15 protein-coding genes are annotated in these 16,533 nt (G+C 65.4%); 5 read left to right on the top strand and 10 right to left on the bottom strand.

The genetic code is table 11. The features are described from left to right. Window positions 1-74 precede the first annotated feature (74 nt). The gene (locus QRN45_RS02380) at window positions 75-1,403 is read left to right on the top strand and encodes a nicotinate phosphoribosyltransferase (RefSeq protein ID WP_264636589.1); all 1,329 of its coding nucleotides are present in this window, start codon (window positions 75-77) and stop codon (window positions 1,401-1,403) included. Then, window positions 1,404-2,030, top strand: coding sequence for an isochorismatase family protein (locus tag QRN45_RS02375; RefSeq protein ID WP_078108495.1), 627 nt, complete (start codon window positions 1,404-1,406; stop codon window positions 2,028-2,030). Window positions 2,031-2,055: 25 nt separating this feature from the next. Here the strand turns inward: QRN45_RS02375 and QRN45_RS02370 are convergent, their stop codons facing one another. The 8 genes from QRN45_RS02370 to QRN45_RS02335 form a co-directional block, all read right to left on the bottom strand. Next, window positions 2,056-3,834: a DEAD/DEAH box helicase gene (locus tag QRN45_RS02370; protein ID WP_264636590.1), complete on the bottom strand. Its 1,779-nt coding sequence runs from the start codon at window positions 3,832-3,834 to the stop codon at window positions 2,056-2,058. Window positions 3,835-4,031: 197 nt separating this feature from the next. Beyond that, complete coding sequence (locus tag QRN45_RS02365; RefSeq protein ID WP_059387622.1) at window positions 4,032-4,370, bottom strand: DUF3039 domain-containing protein; 339 nt, start codon at window positions 4,368-4,370, stop codon at window positions 4,032-4,034. A 36-nt stretch (window positions 4,371-4,406) separates the two neighbouring features. Next, on the bottom strand, window positions 4,407-5,189 hold the full coding sequence (nagB, locus tag QRN45_RS02360; RefSeq protein WP_284762364.1) for a glucosamine-6-phosphate deaminase: 783 nt from the start codon (window positions 5,187-5,189) through the stop codon (window positions 4,407-4,409). A gap of 93 nt (window positions 5,190-5,282) precedes the next feature. Continuing rightward, window positions 5,283-6,854 (bottom strand): transporter, encoded by a 1,572-nt coding sequence (locus tag QRN45_RS02355; protein ID WP_284762363.1) that lies wholly within the window; start codon window positions 6,852-6,854, stop codon window positions 5,283-5,285. After that, complete coding sequence (locus QRN45_RS02350) at window positions 6,836-7,627, bottom strand: ABC transporter ATP-binding protein (protein WP_264636593.1); 792 nt, start codon at window positions 7,625-7,627, stop codon at window positions 6,836-6,838. Before QRN45_RS02350 ends, QRN45_RS02355 begins: the two co-directional genes overlap by 19 nt. A gap of 97 nt (window positions 7,628-7,724) precedes the next feature. Continuing rightward, a complete protein-coding gene (locus tag QRN45_RS02345) occupies window positions 7,725-8,828 on the bottom strand; it encodes an NADH:flavin oxidoreductase/NADH oxidase (protein WP_284762362.1) in 1,104 nt (367 codons plus the stop codon). Continuing rightward, window positions 8,828-9,793 carry a tetratricopeptide repeat protein gene (locus tag QRN45_RS02340; RefSeq protein WP_284762361.1) on the bottom strand — a complete coding sequence of 322 codons (966 nt, stop codon included), beginning with the start codon at window positions 9,791-9,793 and terminating at the stop codon, window positions 8,828-8,830. Before QRN45_RS02340 ends, QRN45_RS02345 begins: the two co-directional genes overlap by 1 nt. 36 nt (window positions 9,794-9,829) lie before the next feature. Next, window positions 9,830-11,641: a DUF8094 domain-containing protein gene (locus tag QRN45_RS02335; RefSeq protein ID WP_284762360.1), complete on the bottom strand. Its 1,812-nt coding sequence runs from the start codon at window positions 11,639-11,641 to the stop codon at window positions 9,830-9,832. Between the two features lie 299 nt (window positions 11,642-11,940). On the opposite strand from QRN45_RS02335, the gene QRN45_RS02330 reads away from it, so the two are divergent. Beyond that, the gene (locus QRN45_RS02330; RefSeq protein ID WP_242598481.1) at window positions 11,941-13,131 is read left to right on the top strand and encodes an AI-2E family transporter; all 1,191 of its coding nucleotides are present in this window, start codon (window positions 11,941-11,943) and stop codon (window positions 13,129-13,131) included. A gap of 35 nt (window positions 13,132-13,166) precedes the next feature. On the opposite strand, the gene QRN45_RS02325 is transcribed toward QRN45_RS02330, so the two are convergent. Beyond that, window positions 13,167-13,961, bottom strand: a complete 795-nt coding sequence (locus QRN45_RS02325) for an alpha/beta hydrolase (RefSeq protein ID WP_284762359.1) — start codon at window positions 13,959-13,961, stop codon at window positions 13,167-13,169. 68 nt (window positions 13,962-14,029) lie between these two features. Continuing rightward, window positions 14,030-14,362: an Rv1322 family protein gene (locus QRN45_RS02320; RefSeq protein WP_078108485.1), complete on the bottom strand. Its 333-nt coding sequence runs from the start codon at window positions 14,360-14,362 to the stop codon at window positions 14,030-14,032. A 57-nt stretch (window positions 14,363-14,419) separates the two neighbouring features. Here QRN45_RS02320 and nucS point away from each other — a divergent pair, with 57 nt between their 5' ends. Then, window positions 14,420-15,115, top strand: a complete 696-nt coding sequence (gene nucS / locus QRN45_RS02315) for an endonuclease NucS (protein ID WP_059387620.1) — start codon at window positions 14,420-14,422, stop codon at window positions 15,113-15,115. Window positions 15,116-15,179: 64 nt separating this feature from the next. Beyond that, window positions 15,180-16,427 (top strand): N-acetylglucosamine-6-phosphate deacetylase, encoded by a 1,248-nt coding sequence (gene nagA / locus QRN45_RS02310; protein WP_284762358.1) that lies wholly within the window; start codon window positions 15,180-15,182, stop codon window positions 16,425-16,427. Window positions 16,428-16,533 lie beyond the last annotated feature (106 nt).

Raw genomic sequence — 16,533 nt, 5'->3', positions numbered from 1 at the left:
ATGGGCCCACGGCGGCGAGGGCCCCGCGTTGAGCGCAGCGAGACGTGGGAGCCGCCGGGGACTAGAGTGAATCCGTGAGCAGATCCGTCGCCTGGGACCACCCCCGCACGTCGTTGTACACCGATCACTATGAGCTGACAATGCTCGAAGCTGCCCTCCATTCGGGCGCGGCACACCGGCGCTCCGTCTTCGAGGCCTTCGCCCGGCGCCTGCCCGATGGCCGCCGCTACGGGATCGTCGCCGGCACGGGCAGGCTGCTTGAGGGCATCAGGGACTTCCGTTTCGGAGACGCCGAACTCACGTTCCTCGATCAACACAAAGTAGTTGACAGGCAGACGCTGGACTTCCTCGCGGACTACAGGTTTTCGGGCGACATTTGGGGCTATCCGGAGGGCGAAGCCTACTTCCCCGGCTCCCCCATCCTGATCGTCGAATCAACGTTCGCGGAAGCGTGCATCCTGGAAACGTACATTTTGTCCGTGCTCAACCACGACACCGCGATTGCTTCGGCTGCCTCCCGCATGACCAGCGCGGCCGGTAACCGGCCGTGCATCGAGATGGGCTCCCGACGCACCCAGGAGGAATCCGCGACGGCGGCAGCCCGCGCCGCCGTCATCGCCGGTTTCGGCAGCACCTCCAACCTCGAGGCCGGCCGCCGCTACGGCATCAAGACCGTAGGGACGGCCGCCCATTCGTTCACGCTCCTGCATGACACCGAGCGCGAAGCCTTCCAAGCCCAGATTTCCGCCTTCGGACCGGGGACCACGCTCCTGGTAGACACCTACGACGTCGAGGTCGGGGTACGCACCGCGGTGGAGCTCGCGGGTGACAAGCTCGGGGCCGTCCGCCTTGATTCCGGCGACCTCGTGGCCCAGGCCCAGTGGGTCCGCGATCTGCTGGACAACCTCGGCAACACCGACACCCGGATCGTCGTCACCTCGGATCTCGATGAATTCGCGATCGCGGCCCTGCAATCGGCACCGGTGGACGTGTATGGCGTAGGCACCTCCCTGGTCACCGGATCGGGAGCTCCGACGGCCAGCATGGTGTACAAGCTCGTCAGCCGGACCAACGACGCCGGCGAATTCGTTCCCGTGGCCAAAGTAGCCAAGAACAAGGCCAGCGTGGGTGGTCGCAAATACGCCCTGCGCAAACTCAACGAACTCGGCATCGCGACCCACGAGATCGTGGGCATCGGACACCGGCCGGAAGACGACGGCAACGATCGCCCGCTGCTCCAGCAGTTCATCAAGAACGGCGAACTGCTCCCTGGATGGACAGGCCCTGAGGGCGTGGTCCGGGCACAGGAACGCCACGCTGCCACCATGAACGAACTCCCGCCGGTAGTCCGGAGGTTGCAGCGCGGCGAGCCCGCGATCCCCACCGTCTATGAGGAGGACTGAATGTCCCGTGCCCTGATTATCGTGGACGTCCAGAATGATTTCTGCGAGGGCGGGTCCCTCGCCGTGGAAGGTGGCGCAGCCACCGCCGCCGCCATCAGCGAATACCTTGACGCCAACCACCAGCACTTCGACCACGTTGTTGCCACGCAGGACTGGCATGTGGATCCCGGCAGCCACTTTTCGGAGACACCGGACCTCGTGGACAGTTGGCCGCCGCATTGCCGCGCCGGGAGCAAAGGCGCCGAACTCCATCCGGATCTCGACGCCGAGTACATCCAGGCGTACTTCCGCAAGGGACAGTACACAGCGGCCTATTCGGGGTTCGAAGGAGTCCTGGCACCCGAAGACGAAGTGCCCATGGGCGAGCTCGCGCCCGGCGCCGTCCCCTCCGTCGAGCTGGACGAGGACGCCCTCGGGCTCGATGACTGGCTGCAGAGCCACGGAGTGGAAGAAGTGGTGGTGGTCGGCATTGCCACGGACTACTGCGTCAGGGCCACCGCGCTCGACGCCGTGCAGGCGGGCTACTCCGTGACCGTGATCGGTGAGCTCACCGCCGGCATCGCGGAGGATCTTGACGAGACCTACGCCGAGTTGGAAGAGAACGGCGTCGAACTCGGGCAGCGCTAAGCGCCAGTAGCCTTGCCAGGCAGAGCTACTTCCGGCCGATGAACCAATCCTGGAGCTTGCGCAGCCTCGACTGCAATTGCTCTTCGTTTGCCTGGGCCACGGCCGGTCCGCCACACACCTCGCGCAACTTGTTGTGGACCACGCCGTGCGGGGTGCCGGTGCGGGCCGACCATGCTGCGACGTTTTTGGCGAGCTCATTGCGCAGATCCATCAGCATGCGGTGGTCCGGAACCGCCGGCGCCGCGGCGGTGGCCAACGGAGACTGGCGCTTCTTCCTCGACTGCTGGTCGTGCTGCCGCTGCCGGAGCAACGTTCCGACCTGTTCGGCGTCGAGCAGCCCGGGGATCCCGAGGAAGTCCAGTTCGTCCTCGGAGCCGATGTCTGCTCCCGTACCGAATTCGCCGCCGTCGAACAGCACCCTGTCAAAGGATGCCTGGGAATCGAGGGCCTCGAATTTACCCTTTTCCAGGGAGTCAGAGGCCTTCTCTTCGCGGTTGGCCTCGGCCATCAGGTTTTCTTCGGGGTTGAAGAGGCCGTCCGCGTCTTCCTTCTCGGGCCGGTCCAGTGCGTGGTCCCGCTCGGCTTCCATGGAGTTCGCCAAGGCCATGAGCGGCGGCACGGACGGCAAGAAGACCGACGCCGTTTCCCCCCGTTTGCGGGCACGGACAAAACGGCCCACGGCTTGGGCGAAGAACAGCGGCGTGGAGGTGGACGTCGCGTAGACGCCGACCGAAAGCCGGGGGACGTCAACGCCTTCGGACACCATGCGGACCGCCACCATCCAGCGCTTGTCGCTCGCCGTGAACTCCTCGATCTTGTGCGAAGCCTTGGAATCATCGGACAGGATCACCGTGGGCGACTGGCCCGTGATCTTCTTGAGCTGACCGGCGTAGGCGCGGGCGTCGTCGTGGTCCGTGGCGATCACCAGGCCGCCGGCGTCGGGCACGGTACGGCGGACCTCGCTGAGGCGCTTGTCGGCGGCGGCAAGAACGGCGGGAATCCATTCGCCGCTCGGGTTCAGGGCAGTACGCCAGGCCTGGGAGGTGATGTCCTTGGTCACGGCAGCCTCGCCAAGGGAAGCCGCCATTTCGTCTCCGGCGCTGGTACGCCAACGCATTTGGCCCGAATACGCCATGAACAGCACGGGCCGGACGACGTGGTCCCTCAACGCATTGCCGTAGCCGTAGGTGTAGTCCGCCTTCGAGCGGCGGATGCCGTCCCGGTCTTCGGCGTATTCCACGAAAGGGATGGGTGAGGTGTCGGAACGGAAAGGCGTTCCCGTGAGGGCCAGGCGCCGCGCAGCGGGATCGAAGGCCTCGCGCAATCCATCGCCCCAGGACAACGCTTCGCCGCCGTGGTGGATTTCGTCGAGGATGACCAGGGTGCGGGCGGCCTCGGTCTTCGCCCGGTGGAGCATGGGCTTGCTGGCCACTTGCGCATAGGTCACCGCGACGCCGACGAAGCCCCTGCCGTGCTGGCCGTCCGCATTCTTGAAGTTCGGATCGATGGCAATGCCCACCTTGGCCGCGGCGTCCGCCCACTGCCGTTTCAAGTGGTCCGTAGGTGCGACGATCGTCACGCGGTTCACGGTTCCACTGTCAAGGAGCATCGACGCAATCCGCAAGGCGAAGGTGGTCTTACCGGCGCCCGGGGTTGCCACGGCGAGAAAATCGCGCGGGCTGGCGTTCAGGTACAGGTCCAGCGCTTCCTGCTGCCAGGCGCGCAACTTCGGGGCGGTTCCCCAGGCTGCGCGTTCCGGATAGGCCGGGGGCAGCGCGGGGCCGCCGAAGAGCGTTTCAGTCACGCGGTTTCCCCCCGACCAGCAACGATTCCAAGCAAGGCCGCTGCAGCCAGCGAAGCCCAAATAACCACAAAAGACACCAATCTGTTCCGGATGCGCCGAATCACGCGGGGCAGCACACAGGCAGGGAAAAGCACTCCTCCGCCTACTACCAGGAAATACCCGACTACCAGGGATTTCTTACTACTGGGGCTTGCTCGCTACTTGGAGCCGCCCGAGCCGCCTTTGTCTCCGCCGTCGTTACCGGGGCGAAGTCCTTCATAGATTTCTTTGCACTCGGGGCAGACCGGGAACTTCTGCGGGTCCCGGCCAGGGGTCCACACTTTGCCGCATAGTGCAATCACGGGTTCGCCCGTGAGGGCAGACTCCATGATCTTTTCCTTGCGGACGTAGTGCGAGAAACGCTCCCGGTCACCGGGTTCCACTTCCTGGCGCAATTCCTCGCGCTCAATGGTTGCAGTGGAAGTTCCGGCTCCGGAAAGCTCGCGCATGGGATCGTTTTCGAATGGGTCCGGAGGCAGCGTCGTCATGCCATCCATCTTAGCCGCTGATGCTTCGCGATCAGATGCACCGTGTCAGATGCTCTGCCATTTCGGCTTGTTGTCATAGGTGTGGCGATAGTAGTCGGCGAGCTTGAGCGAAGACGCGGCAGCTTCATCGAGGAGGATGGTGGCGTGCTGGTGCATCTGCAGCACGGATGCCGCGCAAATGGCCGCCACCGGTCCCTCGACGAAGTCCCTGACCGCCTGGGCTTTCTGCGCCCCGGTGGCAATCAGGACCACGTGCCGGGCGTCCATGATCGTTCCCAAGCCCTGTGTGACGACGTGGTGCGGAACGTCGTCGATGCTCTTGAAGAAGCGGGCGTTGTCCTTGCGGGTCTGCTCGATCAGCGTCTTGATCCGGGTCCGCGAAGCGAGCGAGGAGCCGGGTTCGTTGAACCCGATGTGGCCGTCGGTGCCCACACCAAGGATCTGAAGGTCAACGCCGCCGAGTGCGCGCATGGAGTCTTCGTACGCTTCGCAGGCTGCGGGAAGGTCCGCCGCGGTACCGTCCGGGCTGTGGACATTGGCAGGGTCGATATTAACCCGGTCCGTGAATTCACGGCGGATGACTTCACGGTACGACTCGGGATGCCCCGGCTTGAGCCCGACGTATTCGTCAAGGGCGAAGGCGTGTGCCTGACTGAAGTCGAGGCCTCTTTCCTGGTGGCGGCGCGCCAGTTCGTCGTAAACGGGGAGCGGAGAGGACCCTGTGGCGAGGCCCAGGACGGCGTTCGGCTTTCGGAGGAGCAGCGCCTCGATGGCGTCCGCGGCGAGCACCCCGATCTGCTTGCTTCCCGGAAGGATGACAACTTCCATCGTCCACGACCTTTCTAGCTGTGTTTCCCGGATCGACTGGTTCAAACTCGAGGTTATCCCATGTCCTATAAATTATCATTGTTGGTCATGGAATCAACGGTTGACGCTCAATTGCGCGAAGAGCTCCGGCCCGCGGCGGTCAAGCCAGCGGCCACCGATCCGGACACCGGCCATAAACAAGGCCACCCCGAGAACCGTACCAATGGCCAGATTGATCCATCCCCACAGCGGATCGCCCGTGACGGACTGGACGATGACCAGGACAAGTTCAGGAAGCACCAAGAGGAACAGCACCGCCATCCCCCCGAACTGGACCGCCAGCGTCTGGGCAACGTTTCCCGGCGGCTTCTTGAAGGGGCTGTCACCGGGCAACGGCACGTTGGACGTGTAGCGCGCCGACACGATGGAGGCCAAGCCAAGGCCCGAAAACAGGACGCCCAGGGAAAGGCCCAGGACACCGGGTGACCAGTTCCAATCCCGCGTCAGGAAGAAGGGCCCGACGGCGAAGATCACCACCACCGGGAGGGCGAATGCCAGGCAGGCCAAGGCCCGGCCGAGCCGGTCATGGATGCCGCGGACCCCGGTGGCCAGATGCAAGGCAAATGCGGTGTTGTCATAGGAAACATCAGCGGCGATCGACCATGCGAGGATAAACGCAGCGATTGGCCCCAGGATCACCAGCATCGAATAGCTTCCGGACTGCCCGGACTGGAACAGGAAAATCACGGGCAACAACGGGACCACGATGAGCGACGCTGCGTAGCGCGGGTCGCGGATCCAGTAGCTGAGGGACCGCGCAGCCACGGCCCCCGTGGGAGTTGCCGGCAGCAGCCCGAACAAGCCGAGTTTTCCGCCGCGTTTCCCCGAGCCACCGGAATACGGCGGAGTGACGAGTGCCCGCTTGAGCAAGGCATTCCACGCGGCACACAACACGAGGAGGGTTGCCAGGGCGATCAAGGCCTTCAGGCCGGCAGCCGCAACATCTCCCGACGCGAGATCGCCGCCAAGCGACCAGGAAGCACCGAGCGGAGTCCAGGAGACCATCCGGGCAAGCTCGGGAAGATAGCCGGTGGAACCGGACACTCCCCTGAAGACGCCGGCAACAATCGGTCCCATCAGCACGAGCGGCACAAAGACCACAATGCTGCTCACATCCTTGAAGCGGCGGGAGGCAGCCAGGCCGGCAGTCGCCGTCGTGATGACTTTCGACAAGACCACGCAACTCAGCACGCCGAGCACGGCGCCCAGCAGTGCGCCCAGCACCGCCGGCACGCTGCGCCACCATGTTGCCGCCGTGAACAACGCCACAATCACTGTGGACAGGCCCGGCAATCCGATGAATCCGGCGAGGGCAAGTCCGGTCAGTAGCTGGCGCATGGGAACCGTCGACGTGGTGAAGCGGGAAGGGTCAAGCGTCATGTCCGCGGCCGAAGCCATCAGCGGCACCACAGCCCAGGCAACGATCGCGGCTGCGCCACCGAGGACGACGGCGGTGTGGGCCGTCTCGGCGTCGGCCCACCGCAGGGCGACGAGTGTCACCACGAGGGTCACGACAACACCCAACGCATAGAGTCCGCCGATCGCGATTCCCACAAGCTGGGCCGGACTGCGGCGGAAACCGTTCAGCAGGAGCCGCCACTTCAGGCTCAGAAGGTGCGCAACCATTCGAGGCCTCCCGTCTGGTTTCCGCGGCCCACGAGCTGCACAAAGCGGTCCTCGAGAGAGGCGCCGTCGCGGACCTCGTCGACGGTTCCGGCGGCGAGGACCCTGCCGGCAGCCACGACGGCCACGTGGTCGCACATGCGCTGCACCAGGTCCATGACATGGCTCGAGACGATGACCGTCCCTCCCGAGGCCACATAGTTGTCAAGAATTCCCCTGATGTTGGCTGCCGACACGGGATCGACGGACTCAAAGGGCTCATCCAGTACCAACAGCCTGGGCGCATGGATGAGGGCCGAGGCGAGGGCAATCTTCTTTGTCATGCCGGCGGAGTAGTCCACCACGAGGGTGCCGGCGTCGCCGCTCAGGTCCAGCGCGGCCATCAGTTCTCCCACCCTGTGGGCAACGACGTCCCTGTCCATGCCGCGGAGCAAGCCGGCATAGGTGACGAGCTGTTCACCCGTCAAGCGGTCGAAGAGGCGAACGCCGTCGGGCAGTATTCCCATCAGTTTCTTGGCTTCGAGCGGTTTCGCCCACACGTCCACGCCGTGCACATGTGCCGTTCCGAAGTCCGGCCGCAGGAGCCCGGTGGCCATGGACAACGTTGTCGTCTTGCCCGCCCCGTTGGGACCAACAACCCCGTAGAAGGAGCCGGCGGGAACGTCGAGGCTGATCCCGTCGACCGCGATCTTGCCACCGAAGCGTTTCGCCAGGCCGCGCAGGGCCAAGGCGGGCACCGGGGAGTTTAGGGGAGAACCGGGAAGCTGGACAGTCATGCAGCCAGCCTAGCCCCGGGCACGCTTCCAGGGGTCGTCCCGGAGGGGGAACTACGGAGCGCCTTTCGGGAGCCGCCTCATCCCAAAGGACTAGCGCCTAGAAGCTGTGCCGTGGAACCGCACGCTGATACTGCGGCGCCCAATCCAGGGGGAACCCGAGTTCAAAAGCCGCGCGAAGCCACCAGCGCGGATCGCGGAGGGCAGCCCGTGCCATGAACACGCCGTCGGCTTGGCCCGTGGCCACCGTATGTTCTGCCTGCCCCGAGGACGTCAGGAAGCCGACTGCCCCGGTGGAAACCCCCGCTTCGCGCCGGATCTGCTCCGAGAATCCCGTCTGGTACCCAGGGCCGGCCTTGATCCGCTGGTGGGCCACAGCGCCCCCGCTGGAGACGTCCACCAAGTCCACGCCATGCTCCGACGCCGCCCGCGCGAGCCGCACGGAGGCATCGATGTCGACGCCGCCCTCAGCCCAATCACTCGCGGAAATCCGCAGCAACAACGGCATCGAATCGGGGATGACAGCACGGACGGCGTCGACGACCGCGAGCATCAACCGGTTTCGGCCGGCCTCGCTGCCGCCCCACGCATCGTTGCGCGTGTTGATGAGGGGGCTTTGGAATTCGTGCAGGAGGTAGCCATGCGCACCGTGGATCTCCACCGTGTCGAAGCCGGCGTCCACCGCCCGTGAAGCCGCCGCCGCGAAATCCGAAATCACGGCGTGGATATCCGCCTCGTTCATGGCAAGCGGACGTGCAAGCCCGGCAAAGGCCTCAGACCCGGGACCCCGGGCCACCCACCCGCCGTCGGACTCCGCCACTGATCCGCTCTCGTCCGCGAAGGGCCAGTACGTGGAAGCCTTGCGGCCGGCGTGGGCCAGCTGGACGCCGATCTTACCGCCCACGGCGCTGTTGCGGTGGACGAAGTCAACGATCCGTTCCCACGCCGCCGCCTGCTCGTCCGTGTACATTCCGGCGTCCCGCGGGCTGATCCGGCCCTCGGGACTGACCGCCGCCGCCTCGGTGAGGATGAGGGCCGCGCCTCCCGTCGCAAAAGCTCCAAGATGCACCAGGTGCCAATCGTTGGGTACGCCTCCCCCGCCGTCGGGCGAGCAACTATACTGGCACATCGGGGAAACCCAGCCACGATGCGGCAACGTCAGAGAGCGCAATGAGAGCGGACTGAACAGCGCCGGCTGAGTCATTAGAAGAGGACCCGCGCCAGACCTTGACGGGCTTTGGCCACGCGTTGGTCCGAAATGCCGACGACGTCGAACAGCTCCAGCAGGCGCACGCGCGCCGTTTCCCGCTCGGGACCGAAGTTGCGGCCAATGAACGCGATGATGCGGTTGAACGCGTCCTCGATGTGTCCACCCGAGATGTCGAGGTCGGCCACCGTGAGCTGCACGTCGATGTCGTCCGGCTCCTCTGCCGCCCGCTGGCGCATGGTTTCGGCTTCCGTTGCCGTCAGGAGCTCGAGCCTGCCCATCAACTCCACTTGGGCGAGTCCTGCCTTGGCCTCGGCGTCCGCCGGCTTCTCGGCGAGCGCCTGGCGGTAAGCCCTGGCGGCAGCGGCGTAATCCCCGGCTTCGATGGCGTCGAAGGCGGCCTGGTGCAGCGGCGGCAGAGGACGGGCCTCCGCGCCGGCGTCACCTGTACCGATGCTGCCTGTGACGCCGTTGGCTTCGGCCACCTTGAGGAGTTCGTCGATGAGGCTGCGGATTTCCTGGTCCGAAGCGGGCCCCTCGAAGAGCGGCACGGGCTGGCCCTTCAGGACCGCGATCGCGGTGGGGATGGCCTGGACCTGGAATGCCTGCGCAAGCTGCGGGAAGGCGTCAACATCCGCCGCGGCCAGCACCACTTTGCCGCCGTAGCTTTCGACGACGCCTTCAAGGCTATGCAGGAGGGTCGAAGCCTCCAAGGAGCGGTTTGACCACAAAAGGAAAAGGACGGGAATCTGCGCGGACAGCTGGACGAGGTCCTGGAAATTGGCCTCGGTGGCATCGACGCGAAGCGGCTGGCCGCTTCCGGGGCTGCCGCCGGACGCAGCCGGGGCACCGCTCGGTGCCGCCGGCGCAGGGCGCCGCAATGCAGAGAGGTCGACGGCGCCGCGCAGGTTGAGCTGGCTGGCAGCGGCTGGAGAGACGGGACGGGATCCTGGCGAACTCATACCGTCCACTCTAGCCGCTGCGCCAACAGCATTTGCCTACTGGAAGCTGGCTCCCACCAGACCGCGGACCGCGGCAACAAGCTTCATGGGAGCGGTGGAGCCTGCCGGTGGAATGTAAATGGCCACCGACTCCGAGAAGGTCTGCACGAGGCCGACTTTCGTGGAATCCCCGCCCGCGAGCACTGCCGCGGCTTTGTCCACGGTCAACGTGTCGCCGTCGGCCTTGGGCTTGCTGGTGAAATTGAAGTCCAGCTTTCCCACCACTACTGCGCCGCCGTCGGAGGTCCGGAACACGGCGGTATCCGCCGGAGAGGGCGTGTGCGTGAAGGTGAAGTCGCCATTGGTGCCGGACTTGACCGTGCTCGCCTGGTAGTCAAGGACATCGGCAATGTACGGCGAATTGGTGCCTTCCACGAGCTTGTCCTTGAACGCCGAATCAGCTTTGGTCAAGCGATCGCCCAGGGCTGCCATTGCTTCGGTCCCGCTGTACTGCAGTCCGGTCTTGTCTCCGGCCGCCAGCTGCGCGGTTCCGCCCAAGGGGATCGCCGGGAAGGATGTTCCCGGTTGAAGCGGCGAAGTGCTCTGCAGCTTGTAGTTCTCGCGCGGCGAGGCCTGCACGAGGGTCAGCACCTGGGGAACCACGTTGCCATCGCCCTGGGTCAGGGCAATCACGGTGCGCGGCCAGGTCCGCTGGGTGGAGATGACACTGCCCAGCAGTTTGCTGGACCGGACCGGCATCCGCGCCTCATGCGTGGCGACTTGGGACCGGATCTTGTAGTTCTGCGTGCGCACCTGCAGCTCGGTGCCGTCAACCCGGGGAGCGAGTTTGGAGGCATCGCGTGCGGCATCCCCGGCGGTCACGGCGCCGGCCACCTGGTCCAGGATGCGCTTGAGCTGCGCGTCCACCAGCACGGGGACAGCGGGCGCAGCGGCGACCCCAGCCGGGCTCGCCGTCGCGGATCCGGAGCCCGTCGTCGCCGATCCGGAAGGAGAAGGAGTCCCGGCCGCTTGGGCGCCTGCGGCGGTGCCACCCACGAGGGCGGTCACAACGGCCGCTGCTATCAGCGAAATGCGAAGTGCGGGCCCCCCGGCCGTGCCCTTGTTGGTGTCCCCGGCAGAGGCGTCCCCGCCGATGAGGGGCTTCTCGGAGTCCTTGGGGGTGTCCCCGCCGATAGAGTCCCTGTCGGCTCCGGTGCTGCCGCCGCCTCGCGGACCGCTGCGGCGCGGGCCCCTGCCCCTCGTGAACTTGCTGACGAACGGCAACGCCGCACCCGCGACAATGAGGATGGCGCCAATGACGATCAGCGGGACGGCCCACGGCATGGTGGCATCGTTGGCGTATGTGATGGAGACCGACGACGGCGCCGGCTTGGTTCCGTCGCTTGCCAGGAGGAGCGACCAATTGCCACTCGCAGGCGGTGTAAAGGTGTAGTCCAACTGTCCGTTGGCGTTCTCGGTTTGCACCCACATATCCGATCCGGCAGGCGACGGAGCGGTTGCTTCGCCGTCGGTGCCGGCAACCTGGAGTGATTTGCCGTCCGCGGAGACTCCGGTGATGCTGTTGTGGGCGGTCTTGCCGACCCACGCATCCACGTCATCAGGACGTCCGACGGCCACCACGAACTTGCCGTCGCCCTTGATGTTGATTTGTCTGGGACCACCCTGGTGGGTCAACACGTCTTGGGTGATCACGGTCAGCGGAGCGGCTTTGGAGCCGCCGGGAGCGGACGCGGTTACGGTCTCGGCCGGGGCCCAAAAGGTCAGCTGGCCAATGCCGGCCAACAGTGTCAGCAGGCCAAGCAGCACCAGCGAAACTGCAGTCTTCAATCGCACAGGAATACCAATCATCAGCGGTCGTTGAACTTCAAGGGTAACGGTTTTGTTACCAAAGAGTCAGTTCGGGGTCCTCCCCAAGGACTTCCCGACGCGCGGCTCAACCTCTAGAATTCGCCAATTCCGGCCTGCTGATAGTGTGGCGAACAACATGGCATCGAGCACTCCTCGAGCCTGACCACGGAACGAAAAGGCAGCTGAAACACGTGAAAGAGCGCAAGGATCCCACTCCCGCGGAACAAGAACCGGGGACTGGCCCGGACGGCTTGGCCAACGGGCCTGCCCAGGACGGCAAGGATCACGGCGAGGGCCTGATGGCGTCCTTCGTACGCCGCCTACGCCAGCCCATTCCGGGCGCCCAGCCACGGCTCCGTTTCGAAATGCCTCCCGAGCTTGAGCACGACGCGGCAACCGAGCCCGCTCAGGATGACACAGACGGTCCGCGCTTCGGTTCCCCCGGCCCGAGGATGTCCGCGCAACATCCGCTATACCTCGGATTCATGGGCACGGCCGGGGTCGGGGTCGCCCTCATGCTGTACTACATCGGCACCAACACCGCACAGCTGCTGTTGTGGATCGTCACGGCCCTGTTCATTGCCTTGGGACTTGACCCGGTAGTGCGCGGGCTCGAGGAGCGCAAGGTGCCGCGCCCTGCCGGCGTCGTCATCGCCGTCGGAGTCCTCGTGGCCGGAGTGGCGGCGTTTTTCGCCACCCTCATCCCCACCATCGTGGAACAGGTCTCGCAGATCGTGCGGCAAGCGCCGGACTGGATCCGCAGCTTCGTGGATTCCGACTTCTTCCGCTCCCTCGACAGCCAATTCGGCGTCCGCGACAAGATCAGCCAGGAACTCGACAAGTTCGTCAAGAATCCCGACGCGATGGGCGGCATCTTCGGCGGCGTCGTTGGTTTCGGATCCACGGTGGCCAACGGGGTCTTCGGGACGCTGATCGTCCTGGTCCTCAGTCTCTACTTCCTCGGGGCCCTGCCTGCCATGAAGAGATGGGGATACCGGCTCGCTCCGCGGTCGCGCAGGCCCCGGGTGGAGGCGCTTTCCGAGGAAATCACCCGCTCGGTGGGCAACTACGTGATCGGCCAGGTGTGCGTGGCCCTGCTTAATGCCTTGTTCGCCTTCATCGTCATGAGCATCCTGGGCATTCCGTTCAGCGTCCTGCTGGCCTTCGTGGTTGCCCTGCTTGCGTTCATCCCGCTGGTGGGCGGCCTGATTGCCGCGGTCGTGGTCATCCTGGTGGCCCTGACGGCGGGCTGGCAGACCGCCGTCATCTACGCCATCTGCTACTTCGCCTACCTGCAGTTCGAGGCCTACTTCATCTCCCCGCGCATCATGCAGAAAGCCGTTGCCGTCCCGGGTGCTGTTGCCGTGATCTCGGTGATCGCGGGCGGCAGCCTACTGGGCGTGCTCGGTGCCTTGATCGCCATCCCGACCGCGGCGGCCATCATGTTGCTGCTCAAGGAAGTCTTCATCGCCCGCCAGGACCGGCACTAGGCCGCTGCCACTGGACGGCGGCCACTTGACCGCCGCTAGGCCGTCGCCACTGGACCGGACCATTGGCGCGGCAGGCCCTCCGGTCCGGCGCCTGCTTCCGTCACGTCGTCGACGATCTCGTCCAAAACCCGCGCCGCATACTTCTCTCCGACCCACAAGTGCTTGGCGCCGTCGATCCCCAGGACCCGGGCCTGGGGCACCACACTGAATCGTTCGGCGGCTTCGGCGGGCTGAAGATAGTCGTCGTGCTCCGGAACGAGGACCGTCAGCGGTTTCCCCGAGGCAGCCCATTCCTTCAAATGCACATCCGTGGCCCGGTGCAGCGGCGGGGACAGCAGGACGGCGCCCTCTACCTGGGAAGCGACGGGCTCAATGGCGCCGTACATCAAGGCCAACTCGGTGCCGAAGGACCATCCCACCAACCAGCGGTTCGGAAGCCCGCGCTCCACTGCGAAGCGAACGGCAGCCTCGACGTCGTAGCGTTCACCGATTCCCTCGTCGAACTGCCCCTGGCTGGTACCTCGTGGCGAATGGGTCCCCCGTGTGTTGAAGCGCAGAACCGCGACGCCGGCCAGCGCGGGAAGGCGATAGGACGCCTTCCGGTAGACATGCGAATCCATGAAGCCGCCGTGGGTCGGCAAGGGGTGCAGCGTGATGAGCGTCGCCGAGATCTCGCCGGATTCCGGCAATGCCAGCTCACCCACGAGCAATTTGCCGTCCTCGGTGAGGAACTCCACGTTCTCGCGCCGCGCCGGCAATACCGTGGATGCCCTGATGTCCGTGGCAGACTCCGGCTGGCTGAAGACTAGGGAAGCAGGATCGAAACTCATGCTTCCAAGCTTAAGTGCTCGGCGCCGTCGTGCGACGCGCAGAGGGGCCGGAGCTGCGGCTTCAGTCCTCAGCGGTACCTGTAGGTTCGGCCGGTCCAGCAGTTGTTGTGCCAGTGCCGGCGTTCCGCCAGGCCTGCGGCATCGCCGAAGAGGTGAGTTTCGGACCACACCACCAAGTGGGCGATTCCCGGCATGATGGCCATCGAACAACCGGGGCAGACGTAGGTCTTCTCGGCGTTCCGTGCGGTCATCGTCCGGACCATCCAGTCGCCGTCGGGGGCGCTTTCCCTGCGGGCAATGCCCGAACGGGCACGTTCCAGATCCAGTTCCGGCGACTCGCCTGTCCGTTTCCAGCTTGCCTTGGCTGATTCGGTGCGTCGGGGGCGGTTGGAGCGGGGCATGACTCCATTCTGCCCCAGTCGCTGGTTGCGCGCGGTAGAGGAAGTAAAGTGGAGCGGGTGCGACTCGTCATAGCCCGTTGTTCCGTTGATTACGTTGGCCGCCTCAAGGCCCACCTCCCGCTTGCCACCCGGCTTTTGCTCGTCAAATCCGATGGTTCCGTGCTGGTCCACTCCGACGGCGGTTCCTACAAGCCGCTGAACTGGATGAGCCCGCCCGCTACGTTGCGAGTGACCACGCCGGAGGAGACCGAGGTCGAAGAAGGCGTGGTGGAACAGTGGACCGTGCAGTCTGCCAAGACCGATGACCGGCTCATCATCAACATTTATGAGCACCTCCACGACACGTCCCACGACCTCGGCACGGACCCCGGACTCATCAAGGACGGCGTCGAAGCGGATCTGCAGCGACTGCTCGCCGAGCAGATCGAAACCCTTGGTGCAGGCTATTCGCTGATCCGGCGCGAGTACTTCACTGCCATCGGCCCGGTGGACATCCTCGCCCGGGACGGCGACGGCAGGACGGTCGCCGTCGAACTCAAGCGGCGCGGCGACATCGACGGCGTCGAGCAGCTTACGCGATACCTCGAACTTCTCAACCGGGATCCGCTTCTCGCGCCGGTGCGGGGCATTTTCGCCGCCCAGCAGATCAAGCCGCAGGCGAAGGTGCTTGCCAACGACCGCGGAATCGATTGCGTCACCCTGGACTATGACGCCATGCGTGGCGTGGACGACAGCGAGTCGCGCCTGTTCTAGTTGTCCGGGCCTTCATCCCGGGTAACCCGGGTCACGTGCGGCCCCCGGCAACTAGAATCAAAGCATGACTGTCCCAGACCGGCCTGCATCTTCTCCTGCGCCTGTGCGCCACCTGATTACCGGAACCATCGTCAGCGACGGTGCGGTGATCGAAGATGGCCTGGTGGCGGTGGAGGACGACCGGATCGCCTTCGCCGGACCGGCCGCCGAATTCCACGAGGCAGCCTTCGAAGGGTTCGAGGAAACTCCCCGGACCGATTTCCCTGCGGAACGGTACATCGTTCCCGGATTCGTGGATGTCCACTGCCACGGCGGCAATGGGGGCGACTTCCCCGGAGGCGATGAATCCTCGGCGCGCAAGGCCATCGATTTCCTGCACCGCTCCGGGACCACCACCCTCCTCGCCAGCATGGTCACGGCGCCCCGGGAGGACTTGCTTCGCGGCATCGAGCTTTTCGTGCGCTTGGCCGATGAAGGACTCGTGGCTGGAATCCACTTGGAGGGCCCCTTCCTCTCGCATGCCCGCTGCGGCGCGCAGAACCCCGCCTATCTGCTCGAGCCGGACCTGGACCTCATGACCGAGCTGGTTGAAGCCGCTGCCGGCAAGCTCGCCACCATGACCTATGCCCCCGAGCTTCCCGGCGCCGCCGCACTCGTGGACCTGATGACGTTCCACGGGGTAACACCGTCTTTGGGCCACACGGATTGCGACGACGCGACGGCGGCTGCTTCCCTCACGGCGGCGCGGGAGGGCTTGGAGTCCGCCGGTTTCGACGGCATCAGCTCGCTGCCGACTGTCACGCACTTGTTCAACGGCATGCCTCCCATGCACCACCGCTCCCCTGGCCCCGTGGCCGCGTCCCTTCGCACGGCCCAGGAAGGCAAGGCCGTGGTTGAACTCATCGCGGACGGCACGCACCTTGACCCCAGCACCGTCGTGACCGTCTTTCAGCTGGTGGGCGCCTCAAACGTTGTCCTCGTCACTGATTCAATGGCGGCGGCGGGGCTCTCCGACGGAAACTACATGCTGGGCCCCTCGCCGGTGACCGTGACGGACGGCGTCGCTACCTTGGATGCCACAGGATCCATCGCGGGTGGCACCGCCACCATGCTCGACGTCGTCAGGCGCACCGTGGCGGCCGGCGTCGGGCTCGCCGACGCGGTTGCCTCGGCGACGGCGGTTCCCGCCGCAGTCCTCGGCCTCTCCGATGAACTTGGCGGCCTTCGCCGCGGCCTGCGGGCCGATCTCGTCGTCGTCGACAAGGAACTGCAGCTCGCGGGTGTATTGCGCAATGGTGATTGGCTGGCTTAGGGAGATTGGCTCGCATAGGCCGAATTCGCAGGCACCCAATGGCGGATCCTGTCGTGGCCGCGCTTTCTTCCGTTACCTTCTTTTTACTTAAAATTTGTCGGAATTC

It is taken from the genome of Arthrobacter sp. efr-133-R2A-63 (genome assembly GCF_030209795.1).
GTDB lineage: Bacteria > Actinomycetota > Actinomycetes > Actinomycetales > Micrococcaceae > Arthrobacter > Arthrobacter bambusae_A.
Note: the sequence above shows the minus strand (reverse complement) of the source record. Positions and strands in the feature narration are given on the sequence as shown.